22 protein-coding genes are annotated in these 25,179 nt (G+C 34.4%); 16 read left to right on the top strand and 6 right to left on the bottom strand.

Going from position 1 to position 25,179, the window contains the following annotated elements; all coding sequences use genetic code 11:
• Positions 1-191 precede the first annotated feature (191 nt).
• From G7034_RS09560 to G7034_RS09495, 14 genes are all read left to right on the top strand, one after another.
• A complete protein-coding gene (locus G7034_RS09560; protein WP_166400736.1) occupies positions 192-848 on the top strand; it encodes a CBS domain-containing protein in 657 nt (218 codons plus the stop codon).
• 3 nt (positions 849-851) lie between these two features.
• Positions 852-1,736, top strand: a complete 885-nt coding sequence (locus G7034_RS09555; RefSeq protein ID WP_166400735.1) for an NAD kinase — start codon at positions 852-854, stop codon at positions 1,734-1,736.
• 311 nt (positions 1,737-2,047) lie between these two features.
• Entirely contained in the window at positions 2,048-2,752 is a 705-nt protein-coding gene (gene porG, locus G7034_RS09550; RefSeq protein WP_166400734.1) for a type IX secretion system protein PorG, read from the top strand.
• Positions 2,752-3,483 carry an isoprenyl transferase gene (locus tag G7034_RS09545; protein ID WP_166400733.1) on the top strand — a complete coding sequence of 244 codons (732 nt, stop codon included), beginning with the start codon at positions 2,752-2,754 and terminating at the stop codon, positions 3,481-3,483. The genes porG and G7034_RS09545 overlap by 1 nt, the downstream gene beginning before the upstream one ends.
• 4 nt (positions 3,484-3,487) lie before the next feature.
• The gene (locus G7034_RS09540; RefSeq protein WP_187349890.1) at positions 3,488-6,058 is read left to right on the top strand and encodes a BamA/OMP85 family outer membrane protein; all 2,571 of its coding nucleotides are present in this window, start codon (positions 3,488-3,490) and stop codon (positions 6,056-6,058) included.
• A gap of 6 nt (positions 6,059-6,064) precedes the next feature.
• Complete coding sequence (locus G7034_RS09535) at positions 6,065-6,901, top strand: OmpH family outer membrane protein (protein WP_246166815.1); 837 nt, start codon at positions 6,065-6,067, stop codon at positions 6,899-6,901.
• Positions 6,902-6,927: 26 nt separating this feature from the next.
• A complete protein-coding gene (locus tag G7034_RS09530; protein WP_166400732.1) occupies positions 6,928-7,437 on the top strand; it encodes an OmpH family outer membrane protein in 510 nt (169 codons plus the stop codon).
• A 70-nt stretch (positions 7,438-7,507) separates the two neighbouring features.
• Complete coding sequence (gene murI / locus G7034_RS09525) at positions 7,508-8,305, top strand: glutamate racemase (protein ID WP_166400731.1); 798 nt, start codon at positions 7,508-7,510, stop codon at positions 8,303-8,305.
• A gap of 164 nt (positions 8,306-8,469) precedes the next feature.
• Positions 8,470-9,102, top strand: coding sequence for a flavin reductase family protein (locus G7034_RS09520; protein WP_166400730.1), 633 nt, complete (start codon positions 8,470-8,472; stop codon positions 9,100-9,102).
• Between the two features lie 3 nt (positions 9,103-9,105).
• The gene (locus G7034_RS09515) at positions 9,106-9,243 is read left to right on the top strand and encodes a DUF2256 domain-containing protein (protein ID WP_166400729.1); all 138 of its coding nucleotides are present in this window, start codon (positions 9,106-9,108) and stop codon (positions 9,241-9,243) included.
• Positions 9,222-10,529, top strand: coding sequence for a DASH family cryptochrome (locus tag G7034_RS09510; protein ID WP_166400728.1), 1,308 nt, complete (start codon positions 9,222-9,224; stop codon positions 10,527-10,529). Before G7034_RS09515 ends, G7034_RS09510 begins: the two co-directional genes overlap by 22 nt.
• 340 nt (positions 10,530-10,869) lie before the next feature.
• Positions 10,870-12,408, top strand: coding sequence for a cryptochrome/photolyase family protein (locus G7034_RS09505; RefSeq protein ID WP_166400727.1), 1,539 nt, complete (start codon positions 10,870-10,872; stop codon positions 12,406-12,408).
• Between the two features lie 43 nt (positions 12,409-12,451).
• Positions 12,452-12,916 carry a hypothetical protein gene (locus G7034_RS09500; RefSeq protein ID WP_166400726.1) on the top strand — a complete coding sequence of 155 codons (465 nt, stop codon included), beginning with the start codon at positions 12,452-12,454 and terminating at the stop codon, positions 12,914-12,916.
• Positions 12,917-13,318: 402 nt separating this feature from the next.
• Entirely contained in the window at positions 13,319-15,805 is a 2,487-nt protein-coding gene (locus tag G7034_RS09495) for a zinc-dependent metalloprotease (protein ID WP_166400725.1), read from the top strand.
• A 173-nt stretch (positions 15,806-15,978) separates the two neighbouring features.
• Here G7034_RS09495 and G7034_RS09490 read toward each other — a convergent pair whose 3' ends face one another.
• Complete coding sequence (locus G7034_RS09490; RefSeq protein WP_166400724.1) at positions 15,979-16,791, bottom strand: purine-nucleoside phosphorylase; 813 nt, start codon at positions 16,789-16,791, stop codon at positions 15,979-15,981.
• Positions 16,792-16,990: 199 nt separating this feature from the next.
• On the opposite strand from G7034_RS09490, the gene G7034_RS09485 reads away from it, so the two are divergent.
• On the top strand, positions 16,991-19,003 hold the full coding sequence (locus tag G7034_RS09485; RefSeq protein WP_166400723.1) for a thioredoxin domain-containing protein: 2,013 nt from the start codon (positions 16,991-16,993) through the stop codon (positions 19,001-19,003).
• Positions 19,004-19,045: 42 nt separating this feature from the next.
• Positions 19,046-19,576 carry a CvpA family protein gene (locus tag G7034_RS09480; protein ID WP_166400722.1) on the top strand — a complete coding sequence of 177 codons (531 nt, stop codon included), beginning with the start codon at positions 19,046-19,048 and terminating at the stop codon, positions 19,574-19,576.
• Between the two features lie 46 nt (positions 19,577-19,622).
• Here the strand turns inward: G7034_RS09480 and G7034_RS09475 are convergent, their stop codons facing one another.
• The 5 genes from G7034_RS09475 to G7034_RS09455 all read right to left on the bottom strand — a co-directional run bounded on the left by G7034_RS09475 (position 19,623) and on the right by G7034_RS09455 (position 25,179).
• Positions 19,623-20,381 (bottom strand): tetratricopeptide repeat protein, encoded by a 759-nt coding sequence (locus tag G7034_RS09475; RefSeq protein WP_166400721.1) that lies wholly within the window; start codon positions 20,379-20,381, stop codon positions 19,623-19,625.
• A gap of 1 nt (position 20,382) precedes the next feature.
• A complete protein-coding gene (locus tag G7034_RS09470; protein WP_166400720.1) occupies positions 20,383-22,161 on the bottom strand; it encodes a BatD family protein in 1,779 nt (592 codons plus the stop codon).
• Positions 22,162-22,248: 87 nt separating this feature from the next.
• A complete protein-coding gene (locus G7034_RS09465) occupies positions 22,249-23,130 on the bottom strand; it encodes a tetratricopeptide repeat protein (protein ID WP_166400719.1) in 882 nt (293 codons plus the stop codon).
• Positions 23,123-24,169, bottom strand: a complete 1,047-nt coding sequence (locus tag G7034_RS09460; protein WP_166400718.1) for a vWA domain-containing protein — start codon at positions 24,167-24,169, stop codon at positions 23,123-23,125. Before G7034_RS09460 ends, G7034_RS09465 begins: the two co-directional genes overlap by 8 nt.
• Positions 24,169-25,179, bottom strand: coding sequence for a vWA domain-containing protein (locus G7034_RS09455; RefSeq protein ID WP_166400717.1), 1,011 nt, complete (start codon positions 25,177-25,179; stop codon positions 24,169-24,171). The genes G7034_RS09460 and G7034_RS09455 overlap by 1 nt, the downstream gene beginning before the upstream one ends.

Here is a 25,179-nt window from a genome sequence, read left to right as displayed (position 1 = left end):
TCGCCCGTGAGAAAGCCAGTTAATATTAAAGCTCAAAAGAGGAAATAAAATTGTACCGAAGTGTGGGTGAAAATACATTCTCTAATGCATAGTGTGAGTTTAAGGCAGAAACCGTATTATATTCATAAAATTCACTTCTATTTTATCCGCTTCAAAGTTTAAATTGTTACTTTGCATTATATTTAGATAATATGCCTGTACAAGAATTAATAGAAACAAATAGTTCTAGTTTTAAGTTAGAAGATGAGGTAGGTAAATTACATGCTTACGCCATAGAACATTTTCAAAAAAACTTACCTGTAATTAATGAGGGGGTTTATTTGGGATGTATTTCTGTTGAAGATTTAGCGGGGATTTCATTTAATGATAGGTTGAACAATCACGCCTATTTAATTAGAAAGTTTTTTATTACTGAAGAGATTTCAGATTTGTTGTTGCTTAACGAATTTGCTGTAAATCAAACTGATATTCTTCCGGTATTGAATGAAAATGAAGAATGGATAGGGATTATTCATTTAGACGACTTCTTAAATAAATTTAGCGATTTACCATTCCTTAATTTTAGAGGCGAAGAAATTTCACTTAGGAAAAAAAGGATAGATTTTTCATATTCAGAAATAGCCCAAATTGTTGAAAGTCAGAATGCCAAAATTTTAGGTGTTTATACGTCTAAGTTAGACGAGCAATTTATAGAACTTTCGTTACGCATAGACCACAACGGAATGAATGAAGTGCTTCAAGCGCTACGCCGTTATGATTATGAAATATTGTCTTTTCATCAGAATGATTTACATTCAGAAAACCTCAGAGAGAATTCCGCTTATTTAGATAAATACTTAAATATATAGTGCATGAAAGTCGCTGTTTTTGGTCAGTTTTTTTATCCTGATTCTGGTAAATATATAAAACAACTCCTAGCTACTTTAGCTCAAAATTCAATTGAAGTTCACATTGAGCAGGACTATTACCAAATGTTACTAGAAAAGTCTATTTTAGGTCATAAAAATCAATATTCAACCTTTGAAAATTTAGATAGTAGTTTTGAGCTGTTTTTTTCATTGGGTGGAGATGGAACTATACTTTCTGCAGTTGATTTTGTGAAGCATTACCCTATTCCTATTGTGGGAATTAATACAGGGCGCTTAGGCTTTTTGGCCAGTATTCATAAGGAAGAAATACAGCCTGCTATCACTGAAATTTTGAATAAAGAATACACCCTTTCTAACCGGAGTTTGTTAGAAGTGAAAACAACGGCTTCTAATTTTCCTGAATCTTGTTATGCCCTCAATGAAATGGCTATTTCTAGAAGAAATACAACCTCAATGATTACCGTTGAAACTTGGTTAAATAACGAGTTTCTCAACGCGTATTGGTCGGATGGCATAATTTTGTCAACCCCTACAGGATCTACAGGTTATTCGTTAAGTTGTGGAGGCCCTATAATTACCCCAGAAAGTAATTCTTTTGCATTAACCCCAATTGCGCCACATAATCTAAATGCTCGTCCATTAATCTTTCCAGATTATCACCCTACTAAGTTCAACGTTAAAACTAGAGAACAAGACTTTATGATTTCGGTAGATTCAAAAGTATTTACCGTAGATTCTTCAACAGAAATCACAGTGAATAAAGCAAATTTTGAACTTCGCTTAGTGAGTTTAAAATCCGATTCATTTTTGCAAACCCTTCGGAAAAAATTATTGTGGGGCGAAGACAGTAGAAATTTCAAGCATTAATTTTACTGCCGCTAAATGAAATAAATTAAATTCCCTTTCGTTTTTAGGATAGTTGATTTTTCAGCTAATACCAATTTGACTATTAAATGTCGTTAAGAGAGCGAAATTGCTTTTTTCATATAAAGCGCTGTGAATAATTTGCATCGTGAACGTACGGGGCGGAAATTGTGAACAAGGAAATATATGGAAAAATGAAAGAGCTAAATAGCATCATTTGATGGTTAAATTGGTATAAAATATCTTTTTCAATTTTAAATAAAAAAACACTAGGGCAATCTATAATTATTATATTTGCACCCTTTTAAAATTCTATGAAGTACAGGTTGTTAGCATTTATTGGGCTTTTGACATTTGGATTTGCGCAATCTCAGACGTATGAGGTAGGCTTAATCTTAGGGGGAACTAATTTTTCTGGCGATGTGGGTTCTACTTCATTTATGAATCCTAAAGACTATCTGCACCGAAACAAAGGAAGCTTTGGAGCCATTTTTAAATGGAATCGGAGTACACGACATTCATTTAGGTTTTCATATATGCGCTTGCGCACTTTTGATGACGATTTGCGCTCAGATAACAACGCTAAAATAGCAAGAGGTTATTTTTTTAATACAGATATAGACGAGTTTTCTGTGGGTATAGAATATACTTTTTGGGAGTGGGATCCGCACAACCATAAATCTGAAATTGTACCTTATTTATACACTGGTCCTACCTTTTTCTTAAGTCACCACCACTTTGTACAAGGTGATCAGTTAACACGTGGTGATCGAAATACAAATTTTGCAATTCCTATGGTAATTGGCTTAAAAATGAATTTTGGAGACCATTTCGTTATAGCTGGAGAATTTGGTGCTAGATATACCTTTACCGATAATTTAGACGGAAGCGCACCAAGCGAGCTAGGAGATAATAATTTTCCGGCATTTGGTAATGCTAATACAAATGATTGGTATATGTTTGCAGGTCTAGTACTAACGTATTCTTTTGGAAGAAAGCCATGTTATTGTAATTTTTAATGGAAAAAGAGCTAAGTAAACATAAAATCCCTAAACATGTAGCTATCATTATGGATGGCAATGGTCGTTGGGCAAAAAAACAAGGTTTGCTTCGGGTTGCGGGCCATGAAAAAGGCGCAAAATCGGTTCGAGAAGCAGTGGAATATAGCGCTGAACTTGGAATTAAAAACCTTACCCTTTTTGCATTTTCAACAGAAAACTGGAACCGACCTAAGTTTGAAGTTAATCAATTAATGAAACTTTTGGTTAGCTCATTGAAAAAAGAACTGCCCACACTTCAAAAAAACAACATTCGATTAAATTCTGTTGGTAACTTAAATACTTTACCAGATAAAGCTCAAATAGAACTTGAAGAAGTAATAGCTAAGACTTGTCAAAATTCACAGATGACGCTTACTTTAGCACTCAGCTATGGCTCCAGAGAAGAAATAAAATGTATGGTTCAACGCATAAGTGAAAAAGTGAAAAAAGGCTCAATTCAACTTAATGAAATTACGGATCAATTAATTAATCAACATTTATACACTTTTGATTTACCAGATGTTGATTTGTTAATTAGAACCAGTGGAGAACAACGTATAAGTAATTTTTTATTATGGCAAATAGCTTATGCAGAGCTTTATTTTTGTGATGTTTTATGGCCTGACTTTAGAAGAGAACACCTTTTTGATGCAATTTATAATTACCAAAAAAGAGAAAGAAGATTTGGAAAGACTAGTGAACAACTTTAATAAAATGAGACTTTCAAAGTGGTTAATCGCTTTGTTTTTCTTGGCAATTAGTTCAAGTATTTTTGCGCAAGACAAAGGAATTGGAGATGCTAAAAAATATACGCTAGGAAGTATTCAAGTAACCGGCTCTACCACCTACAACGAAACGACGGTAATTGCTTTTACAGGCTTAAAGAAAGGGGAAGAAATTTACCTCCCTGGTGAACGCTTAAGCCAGGTGATTAATAAACTTTGGAATCTTGGTTTGTTTAGCGATGTTAATTTTTATATAGCAGATATAAAAGGAAATACCGTAGATCTAGAGTTAGAAATTAATGAGGTTCCTAAGCTAAATGAAGTAAAAATAAGAGGAATTAAAAAGCGAAAACAAGAAGAACTCCAGAAGGAACTCAAGCTTAAAAAAGGCACCAAGCTTACAGAGAGCTTTTTAGCCAATACTAAAAATGCATTAACCAACAAATACCGCAAAAAAGGATACCTCAATGTTGATCCAATCATAAGCACTAGGCAAATTAAAGACAGCTTGGATAATGTGCTTGGTGAAGACATGGTAATCAATATAAAACGCGGAGAAAAAGTAAAAGTTTCGCAAATACAAGTGAACGGTAACGAAGCCTTTTCTGATCGAAAGATTAGAAGGTTTATGAAAAACACGAAACAAAAGAATTTCTTCCGAATTTTTAAACGCTCTAAATATATCCCGGAAGACTTTAAAGAAGACAAGCAAAGAGTTGTTGAAAAACTTAAAGAAAATGGATATAGAGATGCAAGAATAGTTTCTGACACGATGTTCCCAACTTCAGAAAAAACAGTTGAAGTTCAATTAGAGGTAAATGAAGGAAATCAATACTATTTTGGCGAAGTTACTTTTCTTGGAAATAGCGTTTATTCAGATCAAGAATTAGCAAGTTTATTAGCCATTAGAAAAGGAGATCCATACAATGGACCTTTGTTAGATGAAAAAATAACAGGAGGGCCGAAGCAAAAAGAAAACATAACCGACTTGTATCAAGATAATGGCTATTTATTTTCGCGTGTAGTTCCTGTTGAAACAAAAGTTTATAATGATACTATTGATTTTGAAATACGAATTGTTGAAGGTAAAATAGCTTATTTCGATAATGTTACAGTAAAAGGAAACGACCGCACCCATGATCACGTAGCTTATAGAAATGTAAGGACTTTCCCAGGAGAACAGTACAGCAAACAGGCCATTATGAGAACAGCTAGAGAATTATCTCAGCTAGGTTATTTTAATCCCGAGGGAATTAAACCTGATTTAAAAAATGTAGATCCTAGTGCTGGAACTGTTGACGTAGAGTTTGAAGTAGAAGAACAAGGCGCAAGTCAAATCCAGCTTCAAGGTGGTTATGGAGGTGGTGGCTTTATTGGAACTTTAGGTCTAAGTTTCAATAATTTCTCCTTGCGAGGAATAGGTGATAAAGATGCTTGGAAACCACTACCTATGGGAGATGGTCAACAGCTTTCCTTAAGAGCACAAGCTAGTATTGCTTTTAGAAATTACAGCTTAACTTTTGTAGAGCCCTGGCTAGGAGGAAGAAAACCAGTACAACTTTCGGTATCCTTATCTCAAACAGAACAGTTTTTGTTTGACCCATTTACTAGACGTGCAGATAATAGTAGAAGCTTCTCTATTACAGGAATAAATGTAGGATTAGGAAAGCAACTAAGAATACCAGATGAATATTTCTTCTTATCAGCGAATGTTGGCTATCAACACTTTAATTTAAATAATTATAATGTTGGCTTGTTTAGATTTCCTGACGGATACTCAAATAATCTTTCTTTCACTTTTGCCTTGAGAAGAGATAACACTTGTTGCAACCCTATATTCCCAAAATCAGGTTCACGCTTTAATATTTCAGCTAAATTAACCCCTCCGTATTCTATGTTTAATGGGGTAGATTACAAGAGTTTGAGTGAAGAGCGTAACATAGCTTTGGAGGAAAACGATGAAGAAGCTTTGGCTAGAATTGACCAACAACGTTTTGATTGGCTAGAATTTTATAAGGTTAAATTTCAAGGAGAATGGTTTAATAAAATTGCAGGAGATTTAATTTTAAGAAAAAATATTGAATTTGGCTTTCTAGGAGCTTATAATGATGATCGAGGAATCCCTCCCTTTGAACGTTTCTTTGTAGGGGGAGATGGGTTGGCCGGTTTTGCCATGGATGGAAGAGAAATAATAGCCTTACGCGGTTACCCAAACCAATCTATTATTCCTAGAAGAAGAACCGAAGTAACCCAAGAAAGCTTTAATGATGGTGCTACTATTTACAATAAGTTTACCTTAGAATTAAGGTACCCTATTACGCTTAACCCAAGTGCATCAATCTTTGGATTAACTTTCTTTGAGGCAGGTAGTGCATTTGATTCATTTGACAATTATTCACCTTTTGATTTAAGTAGATCTGCGGGGGCAGGTTTAAGGATATTTATGCCGCAATTTGGATTGCTTGGTATTGATTTTGGTTATGGTTTTGATCCAATTCCTGGAAGTAATACAGGAGCAAATGGATGGGAAACTCATTTTATTATTGGTCAACAATTTTAGTTTGGCATGATTTTTAATGTAAATATGTTAGGAAGTAAAAAATTAAACATCTTAGTCGTTTTTTGTTTAATTAATTTAACTTTACAAGCTCAAAGAGGCTTGAGAATTGGCTATGTAGATATGGAACACATTATGGAAAATGTTCCAGAATTTCAGCAATCTATGGATATGGTAGATATGAAAGCACAAAAATGGTCTTCAGATCTAGCCAAGAAAAAAGCAGAAATTGAAAAGCTGAAGGAGGAATTAGATAACGAAAGGCCGCTTTTAACGCCCGAATTAATTGAAGAAAAGGAAGAAGAAATTGAATACTTGAGAGAAAAAATGTTTGAATTTCAGGATGAAAAATTTGGTGTAGGGGGGGAGTTAATGACCAAAAAAAGACAAATTATTATTCCTATTCAAGATCAAGTTTTTAATGCTGTGCAAGAAATAGGAGATAACAGAGGCTATGATTTTATCTTTGAAAACTCTGCTGATGCTCTTTTATTATTTTCAGCTAAAAGACATGATTTAACCAAAATTGTCCTGAAATTAATTAAACGAAATGCTAGGCAAGATCAATTGCAAGGCGAAGATGAAGAAGATGAAATGTTTGGAGGCGATTACAAATCTGTAAAAGATGCTGAAGCAGACGAACAGAAAGAAAAAGAAAAAGAAGAGAAAATAGCGCAAAGGGAACGCGAACGTGAACAACAACTAGATGAACGAGCAAGACGCCGTGATTCAATAATGACCGCTAGAGAAGCTCAGTTAAAAGCAAGAAGAGCACAAATACAAAAAAGACGAGAAGAACAACAAAGAAAAAGAGACTCAATAAGAGCATTAAGAGAAAATAACTAATACATATAACTATTAAATCAACAAAAATGAACAGAATTAAATTATTTAGCATAGCTTTCCTTTTGTTTATTGGAGCTAGTAACTTGATGAATGCGCAATCAAAAATAGCGCATGTTGACTCACAAGAGTTAATCGAAACCATGGATGCCTACAAGCAAGCCCAAAATGAACTTGAAAAAATTGAAAAGAGTTATCGTGATCAAATTGACGATATGATGAAAGAAGCGCAAAAAACAAGTGAGCGATACCAAGCTGAATCGGATACAAAAACCGAAGAAGAAAATCAGCGAAGAATGATGAAACTTCAAGAAATGCAGCAAAGTATTTCTGAATTCAGTCAAGATGCTCAAGAAGATCTTCAGAAGAAGAGAGAAAGTTTGTTAAGACCTGTGCTTGAAAAAGCTAGAGAAATTATTCAACAAGTAGCTAGAGAAAAAGGCTATGATTATGTACTTGATTCTTCCATTGGAAGTGGAGTGCTTATGGCCGATGGATACGACTTGCTTAACGATGTAAAAGATGCTATAAATAAGTAATAAATTGCAAAAATATAGTAGTAAAGCTGTTCAAATTACTAAATTTGAACAGCTTTTTTAGTTTGATTAGATGGTAAATAATTCAATAGGAATATTTGATTCAGGACTTGGTGGCACTTCTATTTTTAAAGAAGTACATCAGTTACTACCTAACGAAAATATAAGCTACTTAGCCGACAGTAAAAATGCTCCTTATGGCCAAAAATCAAAGGAAGAAATCATTCAACTTAGCTTTAAAAATACTGAGCTACTTCTTCAAAAGCAATGCAAGCTTATTATCGTAGCTTGTAATACAGCAACTACCAATGCTATTCACTTACTTCGAAAAAAATATTCTGTTCCGTTTATTGGTATTGAACCTGCCATAAAACCGGCTACTCTGCAAACTAAAAACAATAAAATTGGTATTTTAGCCACAAAAGGGACGCTTTCTAGTCAATTGTTCTCTAAGACCTTTAAAAAATTTGTAAAAAAGGACATTCAAGTAACTGAAATTGAAGGGAAGAATTTAGTAGAAGCAGTTGAAAATGATAGCCTAGATACAAAAGCTTTTAAATCTTATTTTTTTCATCATATAGCCGCCTTTAAAGAACAAGAAATTGATTCTTTAGTTTTAGGCTGTACTCATTATCCTTATTTAATCCCTTTAATTAAAGAATTTTTACCCCAAGTAAACATTATTGATTCTGGTTTTGCTGTAGCTCAACAAACAAAGCGCGTTTTAAATCAAAACCAATTACTAAATCTGAATAATACAAGTCCACATATTGAATTTATTACCAATGCAGAAATTAAATTTCTAAGTAAGCTTCTAAAAAAACACAACCCCGATTTTATTAACTTTAAGCTTAAGCAGCTCGACTTTTAAGTATTGATGACTCTTATTTTAGTATTTCTAAAAATGCCTAAAATCGATTAATCCATTACACCTTGTAATACTTCATTAAACCGAATGCTTTAATGAATTTTGTTTAATCCTTAACACAGATAAATTAAACAAAATTGTAAATTTACCCGCTTAATGGATAAATCATGAAAAAGTTAAGCCTTGAAGAAATCCAAGCACTACCCAAATTAGCGCGTATGCACCTTGTTAATTCCTTAGGAGGAATAAAATCTGCCAACTTAATAGGAACTATGGATACGTTAGGCAATGAAAACTTAGCTATTTTTAATTCGGTAATTCATTTGGGAAGCAAGCCCCCTATGCTTAATTTTATGATGCGGCCCCACACCGTAGAGCGGCATACTTATGAAAATATTAAAGATACCTTGTTTTTTACCGTCAACCATGTTCATGAAGATTGGGTTGATTTAGCGCATCAAACTTCAGCAAAGTACGAGCGTGTAGAATCTGAGTTTGAAAAAGTTGGATTAACCGCAGAATATAAAGATAATTTTTCTGTTCCATTGGTCAGAGAATCAAAGGTTAAGATGGTGTGTAGCTTTGTGAATGAATACCACATCAAAGAGCAGAATTGTCATTTAATCATCGGTCAAATTGAAGCACTTTATTTTCACGAAGACCTGCAACAAAAAGATGGTTTTTTAGATTTAACAAAAGCAAAAACCGCAGGAATTATCGGCTTAGACGGCTATGTACAAACCAGTAGTTTAAAACGATATGATTATGCAAGGCCTCATCAGAAACCAAGTTTAAAATAGACAATGGCACATCAAAAACCAAATTTGCCTCAGAAAATTTGCCCGGTATGTCAACGTCCCTTCTCGTGGCGAAAAAAATGGGCAAAAGATTGGGATAATGTAAAATACTGTAGTGAAAGATGCAAGAAAAACAAAAAATAAACCTCGTCTGGTTCAGAAACGATTTACGTGTTCGTGACCAAATTTCCTTAACTTCGGCTTTGCAAAAAGACCTGCCAGTTCTTGGCGTTTATGTATTCCAGCCTAAACATTACGAAATAACTAAGTATGGCTTTAAAAAAACAGAAAAATTTAGGGCTAAATTTTTGTTGCAATCGGTGGAAAATTTAAAAGATAATTTACATCAATTAAACCTGCCTTTGTGGGTAACTCATCAAGAAATAGGAAAGGCTTTTGAAGAAATCTACCAAACTTTCAAAGTAGAACATATTTTCTACCAAACCGAATGGACCTCAGAAGAAAAAGAAGAAGAGATTCGGGTAGAAAAGGCACTATCAGAAACTAAATTCAACCCCCAATACAACCAGTTTTTATTTTATCCAGAAGATATCCCATTCACAAATTTCAATGAAATTCCAGAGGTTTTTACCCACTTCAGAAAAAATTGCGAAAAAAAATCTAAGCTAAGAAGTGAAATTCCTATACCACAACCACAAAAGCAAAGCCTTGAAATACCAATCAATGAAATTCCACAGTTAGAGGATTTAGGTTTTCAGGATTTTGAAACTCACTCACAATCGGCTTTTCCTTTTCAAGGGGGAGAAGACCAGGCCTGGCAACGCCTCAATAATTATTTTTGGGAGACCAAAAAACTACAATTTTACAAAAAAACAAGAAACGGACTTTTGGGTACGGATTATAGTTCTAAGTTTTCAGCTTGGCTAGCAAATGGTAGTATTTCTGCAGTTTCCATCTATCATCAAATCAAAAGTTTCGAAAAAGAAATCAAAAAAAACCAAGATACTTATTGGCTAATTTTCGAACTCATTTGGCGTGATTATTTTAAATATGTTTCGCTTAAGCACGGCAATACAATATTTCAACTTGGCGGTATTTTAAACAGGGATTATAATTGGAATTTTCACCCCAAAGCTTTTCAGGATTGGACAGAAGGCAAAACACCAGAACCTTTTGTAAATGCCAATATGAAAGAAATTGCTGCTACCGGATTTATGAGCAACCGTGGGCGCCAAAACGTCAATTCCTATTGGGCTAAAGAATGGAAACAAGATTGGCGCGTAGGTGCCGCCTATTTTGAAGCTCTGCTTATTGATTACGACGTCCACAGCAACTGGGGAAATTGGATGTACAACAGCGGCGTAGGTAATGACCCACGCGATAGAAAATTCAACATTAAAACACAAGCAGAACGTTATGACAAAAACGGAAAATACCAACAAACTTGGCTTCAAGAAAGCTTATTTTAATTAGGAGTCGGGAACCTGCTATCCGCTGTATCCCTCAGTTACTTCGCTGGTATTCTACCCCTACAAAAGCTTCTTAGGTCGCTTTTGTAGGTCAAGAAAAACTAAGCTCAGAAACCTCGGGGATGCCGCTTCTATCAGGACTATAATACCAGTTATTATTTGAAATTACTGGAAAAGAAAACGATGATTTTTTTCTTTATGTGAGTTAGAAAAATCAAGCATAGCCGTAGCTATGGTTTCTTTTTATAATGAAACACAAAGGGAAAAAGGGCTTTTTATTACAGTAATTTCAATTGGTAAATGGTATAAATTTCGTTTTCCAATTAAAAAACAAATAAAAATGAAAAAAACATTACGTTTAGTATTAGGCGATCAACTCAATCAAAAGCACAGTTGGTTTCAAGAAAAATCTGATCAGGTTATTTACTTCATGGCAGAGATGCAACAGGAAACAAATTATGTAAAACACCACATTCAAAAAGTAGTAGCTTTCTTTCTTTCCATGAGAAATTTTTCAAAAGACCTTCAGCAACAAGGACATCAATTTATTTATTACAACTTAGATGATTCAAAAAATACAGGCGATTTAAAAAAGAATATTCAGCAAATCATTGAACAAGAAAACATTGAAAAATTTGAATATCAACTCCCCGATGAATACCGTCTAGACCATCAATTGAAAGAACTTTCAAATGAAATAAGCATTTCGTCAAAAGCCTATGATACCGAGCATTTCTATACCCAACGGCAAGACGTTACTCAGTTTTTTGAAGGCAAGAAAGAGATGGTGATGGAATACTTTTACCGTGATATGCGTAAAAAACATCAGCTGTTAATGACGGCAGACAAACAACCGCTTGGAGGAAAATGGAATTACGATAAGAGCAACCGTAAAAAATGGACGGGCAAACCAGAAATTCCTCCCATCAAGTCCTTTTCAAAAAATGTTACTGAAATTGTTGAGCTTCTAGAAAAAGAAAAAATTTCAACTATAGGGCGAATAAATGAAGAAGATTTTACCTGGCCAACCTCCAGGAAAGAATGTTTAGAGGTCTTAGCCTACTTTTGTACAACTTTACTTGTTCATTTTGGTGATTATGAAGATGCGATGCATACCGATAAGAAATTTCTTTTTCACTCCCGACTTTCATTTGCTATGAATTCAAAAATGTTATCGCCTAAAGAGGTAAACGAAGCTGTAATTAACCATTACCAAAATCACCAAGAAGAAATAGATATTTCTCAAGTAGAAGGGTTTGTAAGACAAGTTTTAGGTTGGCGAGAATACATGCGAGGAATTTATTGGAAACAGATGCCTGAATACGCAAAATTAAACAAGCTCAATAACACCAATCCACTTCCTGAATTTTTCTGGACAGGCGAAACAAAAATGAATTGTTTAAAACACTCCATTAATCAAAGTTTAGATCATGCTTACGCACATCACATTCAGCGTTTGATGGTAATTGGCAATTTTGCTTTACTAAACATGGTAAATCCTAATGAGGTTGACCAATGGTATTTAGGCATTTATATAGATGCTATTGAGTGGGCAGAAATCACCAATACCCGCGGAATGAGTCAGTTTGCTGATGGCGGAATTGTGGCCACAAAACCCTATGTTTCAAGCGGAAGTTACATTAATAAAATGAGTAATTATTGCAAGTCCTGTAAGTATTCAGTAAGTAAAAAAACAGGAGAAGATGCCTGTCCATTTAACAGCTTGTATTGGAATTTTATCAATGAAAAAAAAGAGCACTTTCTAAATAATCAACGCATGAGTATGATGCTGGCAATGCTTAAAAAGATGAACCAAGAAACTTTAAACCAGCATATTGAGCGTTCAAAAGAAATAATAAAAAGTCCAAATAAATTTTGATTATCTTAAGAATTCTTATACTTTTACAAAAAAATATATCAAAATGAAGAAACCATTATTAAGCTTAGCCCTACTTGCATTATTTGCATTAGGACTTACAAGTTGCGAAGAAGTAAAGAAAGAACCAGCAGACCAAGTTGAAGAGACTACTGATGATACTCAAGATGCTTTAGAAGATGCAGGTAGCGATGTTGAAGAAGATTTAGACTCAACAGACACTATGGAAGAAGGCCAAACTGAAGCAGAAAAAGCGCTTGATGAAGCAGAAGAAGGTCTAGAAGATGCTGAAAATGCTCTTGAAGATGCTACAGATGATGCTGAAGAAGTGAAAAAAAACGTAGAAGAAGCTACTAAAGACGCTTTAGAAAAAGCTGAAAAAAGTGCTAAAGAAGCCGTTGATAAAGCCCAAAAGGCTGCAGATGATGCTGCAGAAACTATGCAGGAAGAAAGAAAAAGTATAGAAGATGAAGGGAAAAAACAGAGTGACAAGTTGAAATCTAATATGTAATCAATATTGTTACTACTTATATAAAATCACGCTACTTCATGTTAGCGTGATTTTTTTTGCTAGAATCTAGAGTGTTAAAAAGTACCAAACTGTTAGTTTGGAAATACATCTAAATTTTTATTTCTTCTTGAACGAAAACCTATAAATTCAGGTCTGTAAAACTGCTTGTTAAAATGTAATTTCAGATTTTTTATACCAATTTTACTATTAAATGTCGTTAAGAGAGCGAAATTGCTTTTTTCATATATAAGGCTGTGAATAATTTGCATCCCTTACGTACGGGACGGAAATTGAGAATAAGGAAATATATGGGAAAATGAATGAGCTAAATAGCGTCATTTGATGGTTAAATTGGTATTAAACCTTTTTTATAATTTCTAGTCCAACTTAAAAAGCAATACTATGAACAGAAAATACCTACCGCTTTTTTTATTGATGCTCACACTTACTTTTAGTTCTTGTAGTGTTTTTCAATCAAAAAAAGCAGCACCAGCTAAATCAGCTAAACAAAAAAAATCTAAAAACGGCATAAAGCCTTACGGTCAAGTAATTACCAAAGAAGCGAAAACTAATAAGGGACTTTTTGACGTTCATTTTTTAGACAATAAGTACTTTTTTGAAATTCCAGATTCCTTATTAAATCGAGAGATGTTAATGGTGACTCGAATTGCAAAAACAGCCACTGGAATTGGATTTGGCGGAGGAAAACAAAACGAACAAGTGCTAAGATGGGAAAGAAAAAACAACCGTGTAAATCTTCGCGTTGTTTCGTATTCTAATTATGCAGCAGATTCACTGCCCGTACATGAAGCAGTAGTTAACTCTAATTTTGAACCTGTTCTTTTTTCCTTTGATATCAAGGCCTTTAAAAAAGACTCTGTGGTTAATAACCTAGTAATTGATGCAACCAATTTATTTACAAAAGATGTAAAAGCCATAGGTTTTCAAGACCAAAGAAGAAAGCAATACCAAGTTAAAGGTTTAGATGGTTCAAGGTCTTACATAGATACCATTAAATCCTTTCCTAAAAACATAGAGATTAGACACGTAAAAACTTACTCGGCTGGTAAACCTCCATCTAACGCTAGTACAGGTTCTATCTCTCTTGAATTTAGTAATTCTTTAATCCTCCTAGACAAAGAACCTTACCGTAAACGATATTTTGACGAACGTGTAGGTTGGTTTGCAAGAGGACAAGTAGATTATGGAAATGAAGCTCAACGTGCTAAATCAGTAAAGTATTTAGATCGTTGGCGTTTAGAAGTAAAAGAAGAGGACGAAGAAAAGTTTAAACGAGGTGAATTAGTAGAACCAAAGAAGCCTATCATTTATTATATTGATAGAGCAACCCCAGAAAAATGGCGTCCTTACATTAAACAAGGAATTGAAGATTGGCAAGTAGCTTTTGAAGCAGCTGGTTTTAAAAATGCTATTTTAGCTATGGATCCACCTTCTGTAGAAGAAGATCCAGATTGGAGCCCTGAAGATGCTAGGTATTCTGTAGTTCGGTATTTAGCTTCACCAATTCCTAACGCTAACGGACCTCACGTAACTGATCCTCGTTCAGGTGAGATTATAGAATCTGATATCAATTGGTATCATAATGTAATGACTTTGCTAAGAAACTGGTATTTTGTTCAAACGGCAGCTATTAATCCTGAAGCAAGAAGGCCCGAGTTTAAAGATGAAGTAATGGGCGAATTGATTCGTTTTGTTTCTGCTCATGAGGTTGGTCACACCTTAGGTTTACCTCATAACATGGCTAGTTCTTCAGCTTATCCTGTAGAAAAGCTAAGAGATCCAGCTTTTACAAAAGAATTTGGAACAGCACCTTCCATTATGGATTATGCAAGATTTAATTACATTGCTCAACCTGGTGACGGTGATGTGGCTCTTATGCCTGCGGTAGGTCCCTATGATAAATATTCAATTAAATGGGGATATCGACCAATTTTAGATAAAACTCCAGAAGAAGAAAAAGAAATCTTAGATCAGTGGATTTTAGAGAAAGCAGATGACCCCATCTATCGTTTTGGTAAACAACAAATAGGAGGAGTTATTGATCCTAGTGCACAAACTGAAGACTTAGGTGATGATGCTATGTTGGCGTCTCACTATGGTATTGAAAACCTAAAACGTATTGTGCCTAATCTTAATGAATGGACTTACCAAGAAGGGGAAAGTTATGAAGATTTGACTAATTTTTACAATCAAGTTTTTGGTCAGTATAACCGCTACATGGGGCATGTTGCCGCGAATATTGGAGGAATTTATGAGTATTACTATACTTACGATCAGAAAAAAGATAATTACATTCATGTAGATAAAGACAAACAAAAACGAGCTTTGCAATTTCTTTTAGATGAATTGTATGAAACTCCAGAATGGCTTATTGTTCCTGAAATCTACAACAAAATTCAGTACGATGGTTACTTAGAACAAATTAGAAGTTACCAAGACAGAAACTTAACTCGTGTTTTGGATTTTGGTAGAATGGCTAGAATGATGGAAAATGAAGAACTTAATGGAGCTGAAGCTTATGCATTAAATGATATGATGAGCGATTTAAGAGAAGGAATTTTTCAGGAGATTAAACGGGGTCAAGAAATTTCTAGGATTAGAAGAAACTTGCAGCGCTCTTATGTTTCAAGAATGCACCAAGTAATGACCGAAGAACAATCAAGTATTCCTGCAAGATTTAGAAAATATATTAATCAAAGTAAAATTGATGTCATAAATTCTGATGTGCGCTTAATTGCGAGAGCTGAACTCAAACAACTAGAAAGCGACTTAAAAAGAGCAGAACGAATTACAAGAGATGAAATGACAAAGTATCATATTGAAGACTTGTTAGACAGAATAGACCTTATTTTAAATCCAAAGTCCTAATACCTTAAAATTATTACATCGCTTATTTTTTCAAACTGAAACTTTAGCTCGAAGTAAAAAAAGCAAAAAGTCTTGACTAAAAGCGTCGGTGGTAAAAACCAACCGGCGTTTTTTTCGATATATGTTTTTTTAAGCCTTGAATTCAACAAGAAAAAAGAGTTTCCAAAATCATTTTACAATGTTTTGATAATCTCTGTAAAAAGTTTCACCAATTTAGGTTCAGCTTGCTTAGCAATAGCAATAATTTCTTCTACATTTACGGGTTGTAAATGGTCTGGATCGCATTCATCGGTAAGCACAGAAATGGCGGCCACAGGAAGTTTGAGGTGATTGGCAACGATGATTTCTGGAACTGTACTCATGCCAACAGCGTCTGCACCAATAATTCCTAAATACCTATATTCTGCTCGGGTTTCAAGTTGAGGACCAACCACAGAGGCATAAACACCTTCGTGTAAAATGATTTCAGCTTTTTGAGCAATTTTTTTAAAAGCAGCATTTAAATTTTGATCGTAAGGTGCAAGCATATCTACAAAACGCTCGCCTAATTGAGAAACTCCTTTAAATGCTAAAGGCGAACTACCTTGAAGATTGATGTGATCATCAATTAACATCAATTCACCTTTTTTATAGGATTTGTTTATGGCTCCAGCGGCGTTAGAAACCAATAAGTTACTTATACCTAACTGCTTCATTATTCGCACAGGATAAGTAATGTCTTGCAAACTGTAGCCTTCGTAAAGGTGAAATCGACCTTGCATTACAACTACTTTTTCCCCACTTAATTCACCATAAATAAATTTCCCTTGATGAAATTCTACTGTGGCCGTAGGGAAATGCGGAATGTGATTATAAGAAATCTCTTTTTCAACTTCAATTTGATTAACTAAAGCACCTAGGCCTGTTCCTAAAATTATTCCTACTTGCGGAGCTTTAAATCCTTTTTCTTTTAAATATTCAACGGTTTTATTAAGTTGTTCTGTCATTTGATTTATTTAGCTTATAAAAATAAAAAAAAAGCTACTCTTAGTTGCTAAAATAAGTCAATAATCTACCTACATTAAATGAAAGATAGGTAATTAAACTAAGTTTGTATTCATTGTCAAATAGAATAGGAAACATAGTACAAAATCATTCATAAAATTGGAGCAGTAATTAATGTATTCAGTATTTTCGTAAAAAAAGATGAATAAAAATAAGCTAGCGCAAGCTTCAAGTCCATACTTGCTTCAGCACCAATACAATCCTGTAGATTGGTGGGAGTGGGGAGAGGAAGCTCTTCAAAAAGCTAAAAAACAAAATAAGCCTTTACTAATTAGTGTTGGTTATGCAGCCTGTCATTGGTGCCACGTAATGGCACATGAGTCTTTTGAAGACGAGGAGGTAGCTCACTTAATGAATACTTACTTCGTTTGCATAAAAGTAGATCGAGAGGAGCGTCCAGATATTGATCAAATTTATATGGATGCCGCTCAAATTTTAACTGGAAGAGGTGGGTGGCCGCTTAATGCATTTGCTTTACCCGACGGAAGACCTTTTTATGCCGCTACTTATTTTCCAAAAGAAAATTGGAAGAAAGTTTTAAAAAACGTACACAAAGCTTTTACAACACAAAAAGAACAACTTGAAGATACCGCAGAAAAACTAACCGAAGGAATTAGAATTGGCGATTTAGCAGAATTTGAACCTACCCAAGAAGCTATCTTCACTCCATCAGATTACAAAGATTTGCTGGGCAGTTGGATGCAGTTTGTAGATTTTGAAAAGGGAGGTTTTAAGGGCGCACCAAAGTTTCCTATGCCTAATTCTTGGGAATTTTTAATTCAATATTATGCGTTTACCAAAAATCAATCGGCTCTAGAAGCACTTATTGTTACCTTAAATGAAATGGCTAAAGGCGGGATTTACGATCAACTGGGGGGTGGTTTTGCTCGCTACTCGGTTGATGATGTTTGGTTAGTTCCTCATTTTGAGAAAATGCTTTACGATAATTCTCAATTGATAAGTTTGTACGCTAAAGCCCATCAATTATTTCCTAATCCTTTTTACGAAAGCATTATAACTGAAACGATTAACTTTGCTCACCGAGAGCTTCAGCATAAAAACAAGGGGTATTTTTCTTCATTAGATGCTGATAGCGAAGGCGAAGAAGGAACTTATTATGTCTGGAAATATGAGGAAGTTAAAGCTCAAGTTGCTCCTGAAGATTGGGATTGGTTCAAAAGCTATTTTCAGCTTCAAGCAAAGGGAAATTGGGAAGACAAAAAAAACATTCTTCATTTGAAACAATTACCTAAAAAATTTGCTTCCGAAAACCAATTTAAATGGCAAGATTTTGAAGAAAAAGTACATAGCTACAAACAAAAATTACACCAAATACAACAGAAAAGAGAACGTCCAGGTTTGGATGATAAAATACTTACTTCTTGGAATGCTATGATGATTAAAGCTTTGGTGGACGCAGCCAAGTCATTGCAAAATAAAACCTACTTAAATCAAGCCAAAGCAACCGCCGATTTCATTTATGCCAATTTACGAGCAGAAAATGGACGATTAAAGCGTAACTTCAAAAACAATAAGGCTAGTATTGATGCTTTCTTAGATGATTATGCGTTGCTCATTGAAGCTTTGATAAGCTTGTACCAACTAAGTTTTGAAATTCATTACCTAGAATGGGCTAAAGAATTAATGTACATTTGTGAAACTGAGTTTTTTGATGAACATTCGGGAATGTTCTTTTTTACTTCTTCTAAAGGAGAACAATTAATTGCAAGAAAAATGGAATTGAGTGATAATGTAATTCCTGCTTCTAATTCAGTTTTAGCTAAATGCTTGTTTTTGCTCGGTCATTTTTATGCTGCTGACGATTTACTGGAGAAGAGTAAAAAGATGTTGGCTCAGGTGGAAAAGAAACTTTATAAATCAGGCCCTTATTTTGCCAATTGGTCTCAGTTGGCTGGTTGGATTGCTAACCCGTTTAAAGAAGTAGCCATAGTAGGCAAAGATGCTTTTGAAGTTGCTTTCAAAATGCAAAAGAACTACTATCCTAATGCCTTGTTTTTAGGGGGAGAGACAGAAAATTTAGATTTGTTGAAAGGAAAATTAGTAGTTGGCGAAACTCGTATTTATGTTTGTGAAAATAAAACTTGCCAACAACCTACTACCGATTTACAAGTTGCAATTGATCAATTTTTTTGAAAGTAAATTTTAAAATCGAACGAAATAATTATCTTTACCCCGATGAATGGAATTGATATTTTTATTGGGGTTTTATTGATTTTTGGTCTTTTTAGAGGATTTCAGAAGGGGTTAGTTTTAGAGTTCAGCTCTTTAATAGCTCTTGTCTTAGGCTTAATAGGTGCTTTTACCTTTTCTGATTACACCAAATCATATTTGATTCAATGGTTAAAATGGGAAGAAGAGTACCTACAAATTGCTGCTTTTTTAATCACTTTTTTAGCTATAGTTATTGTGATTTCTTTAATTGGCAGATTGTTAACTAAAATCCTGCAAGCCATTGCTTTAGGAGGTGTCAATAGAATATTGGGCGCTGTTTTTGGTTTTTTTAAAATGCTATTAGTAGTAGTGGTTTTAATGCTTGTGTTTAAAGCATTTAATGCCGGGGCAAATTGGTTTGAAAAAGAACAGCTTTATCAATCTAAAGCTTATGCGTTAATTGATGAGCAGTTAATTATCTACTTACCTAGCTTAATTGATTTAGCTAAAGAAAGAGATATCATTTCTGATGAAATTGAAGTAATTTTAAAGTAAATATAAACTTTTGCTAGCTGAATAAATAAACAAGATAAACTTTATTTTATAGCTTTAATTCCTTTACGTGTGCTGAATCAATCCAACCGGTATTATCGTTAGCAATTCTAATCTTTGTGTAGTTTCTAAACTCTTCTTCAATTTTTACTTTAGTGCCTTCGTGAAGGGTAAACTCTTTCTTACTTCTTGGGTTAGGCTCGTTAAGAATTTCAATTTCTTCGGTAAAAACAATACCAAAACGTTTACTTTCAATAGTTTTTAATTGTTGATTAGCTAACCAAAAAACACCGATGGCTAATACCAAAAATAACCCAGAAAAGCTTAGTGAAATCCGCTTTAAGCTAGATTTTTTTCCAAAAAGAAATAGCATAAAAAACAACAAGGTGAATACACTGCCTGCAATAGCAAGTAAGGCCCATTGGTCCTGATCAAGTGCAAAGATGATATTTTCTTTCTGCACTTCAAAAGCTGAAGCTTCAGCAACTTCAATCTCATCAATTCTTTTATTTTCTGCGAATTTCAAATTATTTTGAATGGACTTATTGGTTGGCGAAAGCATTAAGGCAAGCTCATAATAATAAATACTTTCAGCTATTTTTTGTTGTTTGTAATAGGCATTAGCAAGGTTGTAAAAAAGTTTGGCAGAAACTTTTCCGTCTTCAATTATTTGCTTGTATAATCTTGTTGCTTCTCTATAATTTCCATCTGCATAAGCATTGTTGCCTTCTTCAAATTTAGTATTTAAGGCAAAGCTAAACTGAAAGCTTAAGCAAATAATTATTAAGTAAACTAGATTTTTTTTCATGTTACAGGTTTTTATCTAATTTAGAAATAATTTGGGTAGCTTGTTGATATTCTTCTTGCATTGCTTCATTGCTAGACGGACTGTATTTTGCCATTTCGCAGGAAGAAAGCAAGCGAATAAATTTTTGAGAGACGGCTTCCTCAATTTCATTTTCATTTAAGGTTGCTATTATTTTTTCTTTGCTCATCTCGGCTGTTGAGATTTGTAGCTTGGCTTTTAAATAATTGTGCAAGGCTCTTTCTAACGCATCGAAAAAGGATTCTTTGTTTCCTAGATTCTTTTTTGCTTCACTCAGGTACTTTTTAGCTAGTTGATTCGCTTTGCGTTGTTTCTTATTGGTTTCAGAAACAGCTAATTTACTAGCGTTCTTTTTAACTAAAATAAATAGAGGTATTAATAACAAAGGCGATATAAATAAGGCCCAAAAACTTGTACTTTTAAAGAAATTTGATTGGTTAGCTGGACGCAATTTGGTTTCTGTAGCAATGTATTCAAAACTCATATCTGAGGTAATTCTATTTTTAAGAGCAGCTTTGTTGGTTCCTTCTTCGGCTACTTTGGCTTGTTGATTTAACGGATTTTCAGGTCCAGCTTCTACATTTATTTGAACTTCTTTAGTAGTTGTTGTTTTGTACTTTTCTTCGTTTGGATCAAAATAAGTAAACTTCACCGGAGAAATCTTATAATTTCCTTTAAATTCTGGAACAATGGTATATTTGTTAGAAATGTATCCAGATAGACCTCGGTAGGTGGTACGGTAATTATCTTTTCGTTCAGGTTCATAGACTTCTAATGAAGCAGGTATTTTTAAATCTGGAAGGTTCATTAAACTCAAGTTTCCAGTTCCTGATATTTTTAAATTTGCAGTTAAACTTTCTCTAGCCTCTAGACTTGTTTTACTCGTGTTTAGCGCAATATCAAATTGACCAACAGCACCCGTAAAATCGGCTGGTTTACCTTTTTCTGGTAAAGGTTTTACTTGTAATTTCCGGGTTTTTGCAGAAGCGTTTTTCTCAACATATTCGTATTGCCTTCTTCCAAAAATATCTCTTTTATCACTAGGAACCTGAACCGATAAGGCTACAGTTAGTGGCTCAATCACCAACTCTCCCGTTTTTTGCGGATAGAGTAAAGTCTTTCTTAATTCCACATATTGATAAGGTTCTCCACCATATTCACCCTCTTTCACTTCAAGCTGATCAATATCAATATTTTGACTCCAAAAATCATTGAATTTTGGGTCGTCTAAGACGCGGTAGTTTCTAATGTTCACATCTCTTCCTATGAATAATTTATAAACCACATAAACCTCTTCATTTAAATAGGATTTAGTTTTAGAAACTTCTGCTACAAGGTGAATAGCATCGGAGAGCCTACTTTTTGCAATACTTTTATAGGAGTTTGGATTATCTACAGCAGCAGTAACCTCTATGTCAATAGGCGAAGTCTTGTAAGTTTTTCCTTGGTATTCAATTTCAGCTTGACCAATTGTTAGTCTTCCTCTTCGCTGGGGTTCTAGAAAATAAGTATAAGTTTTTTGAAAACTGCTTTTACCATTCACCCAACTTTGTGAGATGGATTGATTTGGCCCTGCTAAACGTTTAAAACCTTTAAAATCTGGAGCAAGAAAATTATCAGCATCTTTATCAATAATAAACTCTACTTTTACGCGTTCATTAATGCCCATTTTTTCTCTACTAGCTTTGGCTTCAAACTGTACCTGAGCTAAACTTGAGAATCCAAACAATAATGAAATTACGATGTAAATTAACTTTTTCATCTGTTTATATGATTTGCTTTTTAGTGGTCATATGTAACACGTATAATCATTCCTTTGTGTATATAAGCTTTATACATGCGTGTTTCATTACCAATCTTTTTCGGTTCTTACCCGTTCTCCTTTTTCTTCTTTTTTATTCACTTTATCTTGAGTTTCTTTCTCTTTATTTTCAATAGCCTCTAAGAGATTTTGAATTTGTTCTGGAGAGAGTTTACCTTCCACTTGTTGTGGCTTTTGTTCTTGTTGTTCTCCTTCTTTCTCTTCATCTTTGCCACCTTGGTTTTGAGGCTGTTGTTGCTCTTGTTCTTGCTCGCCTTCCTCATCATTATCTTGCTCACCCTCACCTTCTTTATCTTCGTCTTCTTGATCACCTTCGTCTCCCTGATCCTTTTGATCTTGGTCTTGATTATCTTGATTATCCTCATCCTCATCTTCTCCTTCGCCCTGGTCATCTTGAGGTTGCTCTTGTTCGTCTTCTTGATCATCGTCGTCTCCGCCACCTCCGCCGTCTTCTTCTTGTTTTTTCTTGGCTAAAGCTAAATTATAGCGGGTTTCATCATCATTAGGTTGCATTCGAAGTGCATTTTTATAGGCTTCTACTGCTTCGCCGTAACGCTCTTCTTCCATTAGCATGTTTCCTTGGTTGTGAAAACTCTTATGTTTAAGTTGTCTATTTTCGCTTTTTTGTACCGTTTCTGCTAAATTAATAAAAGCTTCCTTTTGTTTGTCATTTTTTAAATAAAGATTACCAAAATTATAACGCGCTATATCATTATCAGGATCGGCCGACAATGCTTTTCTGAATGCTGCTTCAGCTGCTGCAAAATTATCACTTTCTATTTGCGAAGCCGCCTCTGCTAAATGTTTTTTTACTTCTTTTGAAACTTCTTGGGCGTGCAAATTAACTACTGAAAGCAAGGATAGCAGTAGTAAAATGAAATAGCTTTTTATAGGTTTTAAGTTATTCATTTTCAGATTCATTTTCATTAAATAAATTCAATTTGCTCAACCAACCTGTTTTGCGCTCAAGAAGAAGTACTTCTAGCAACATAAAAAATATACCAAGGATTAAAAACCATTGAAAATAATGTTGATAATTTGCATATTCTTTCGTTTCAAATTCAGTTTTTTCCAAATCATTAATTGCTTCTAAAACTTCATTTACTGCTTTTGTTGTACTACTGCCATCTACATAAACGCCATTCCCTAAATCAGCAATGCGTTTTAAAGTAGAGAGGTCTGCGCGTGTAATTACGGTTTCTCCAGCACGGTCTTTTTTGTAATTTACACCACCTCTTCCGTCACGAATTGGAATAGGTGCTCCGCGCTCAGTTCCTGCTCCTAATGCAATAATTTTTATGCCTTGTTCTGCTGCACGTGCAATTTCTTCCTCAAAGTCGGCTTGATGGTCTTCGCCATCGGTTACTAAAATTAATACTTTGCTTGTTTCTTCGTTATCAAAATACCGATTGGCTAGACGAACAGCTTCACGAGTGGCCGTACCTTGACTAGAAACCATGTCTGTATTCATAGAGCGAAGAAAGTTTTTAGTAGCCGAATAATCTGTTGTGATTGGAACTTGTGGAAAGGCACTTCCTGCATAGCCAATTAAACCTACTCTGTCTCCCTTAAGGTTGTTGATTATTTCGCTTATAATTCGTTTCGACTTAGCTAAACGATTTGGCGTTATATCTTCGGCTAGCATACTTTTTGAAACGTCTAATGCAAAAACAAGATCTACTCCTTCTCGCTTAACTGTTTCTGTTTTTGTACCTAATTTGGGATTGACTAATGCAATGCTTAAAAAACCAATGGCTAGGCATAAAAATGTGATTTTAAGCGAAGATTTTAAGGTAGATTTATTAGGCGTTAGTAAGCCAAACAATTTTGGCGAAGCAAATTTTTGTTGTGTTCGTTTTCTCCAGAATAGAACAAGTAAATGTATGGCTATTAATAAAGGAATAGCTAACAAGCACCACAAATATATTTTCTCTTCTAGTATGTACATTATATAAAACTTCTAAATAAAGTATTTCTTAAAATAATCTCGAAAAACAACAGCAATAAACCAATAATTACCAAGGGTCTAAATTTTTCTTCGTAATCATAAAAGGTTTCTTCTTCAATTTCCGACTTTTCTAAGCTATCAATTTCATCGTAAATCCGTTGTAAGGATTCTTCATTGGTAGCCCTAAAGTATTTTCCGCCAGTTTCTTTAGAGATCAACTGCATTAATTCTTCATCAATTTCAACTTCTATGGGGCGGTATTGAAATTCGCCGTTAGGCAAAATAGCAACGGGAGATAATGCTCTACCTCTACTACCAATTCCAATGCTATAAATTTTAATCCCTTTTTCTTTAGCAATTTCAGCAGCCATAATAGGGTCAATTAATCCAGCATTATTTACTCCATCGGTAAGTAAAATAATGACTTTACTTTCTGTGTCGCTTTCTTTTAGGCGATTCACCGCTGTGGCAATTCCCATACCAATAGCCGTACCGTCGTCAATATTAATGGCGTGTGTTAGATTTTCAATGGCATTGCTTACTAAAATTCGGTCTGAGGTAAGTGGTGTTTGGGTGTAGCTTTCGCCGGCATAAATTGCTAAACCCACTCGGTCTGTTTTTCGATTTTGAACAAATTCTGAAGCTACTTTTTTTAAGGCTTCAAGTCGATTTGGTTTAAAGTCTTTGGCTAACATACTTGTTGAAATATCTGCGGTTATGATGATATCTACTCCTTCAATTCCTGAAGTTTTACTTGAAACATCCACTGTTCTTGGTCTAGCCATTGCTACAATTAAAAACGAAAGCGCTAATAGCCGAAGTACATAGAGCACTGGCCTAAGTTTTGGTAAGATACTAGTCGTGTCTTTAAATCCTTCTAGACTAGAAATAGATAAACTAGGGTTTTGTTCATTGCGTTTCCAATAGTACCAAAAAGCAACAAATGGCAATAGCAAGAAAAGCCAAAACCAGGCTGGATTTTCAAAAAATATGTCTTTGTAATTCCACAT

The sequence above is a fragment of the Psychroflexus maritimus genome (assembly GCF_011089875.1).
In the GTDB taxonomy this organism is placed as follows: Bacteria; Bacteroidota; Bacteroidia; order Flavobacteriales; family Flavobacteriaceae; genus Psychroflexus; species Psychroflexus maritimus.
Note: the sequence above shows the minus strand (reverse complement) of the source record. Positions and strands in the feature narration are given on the sequence as shown.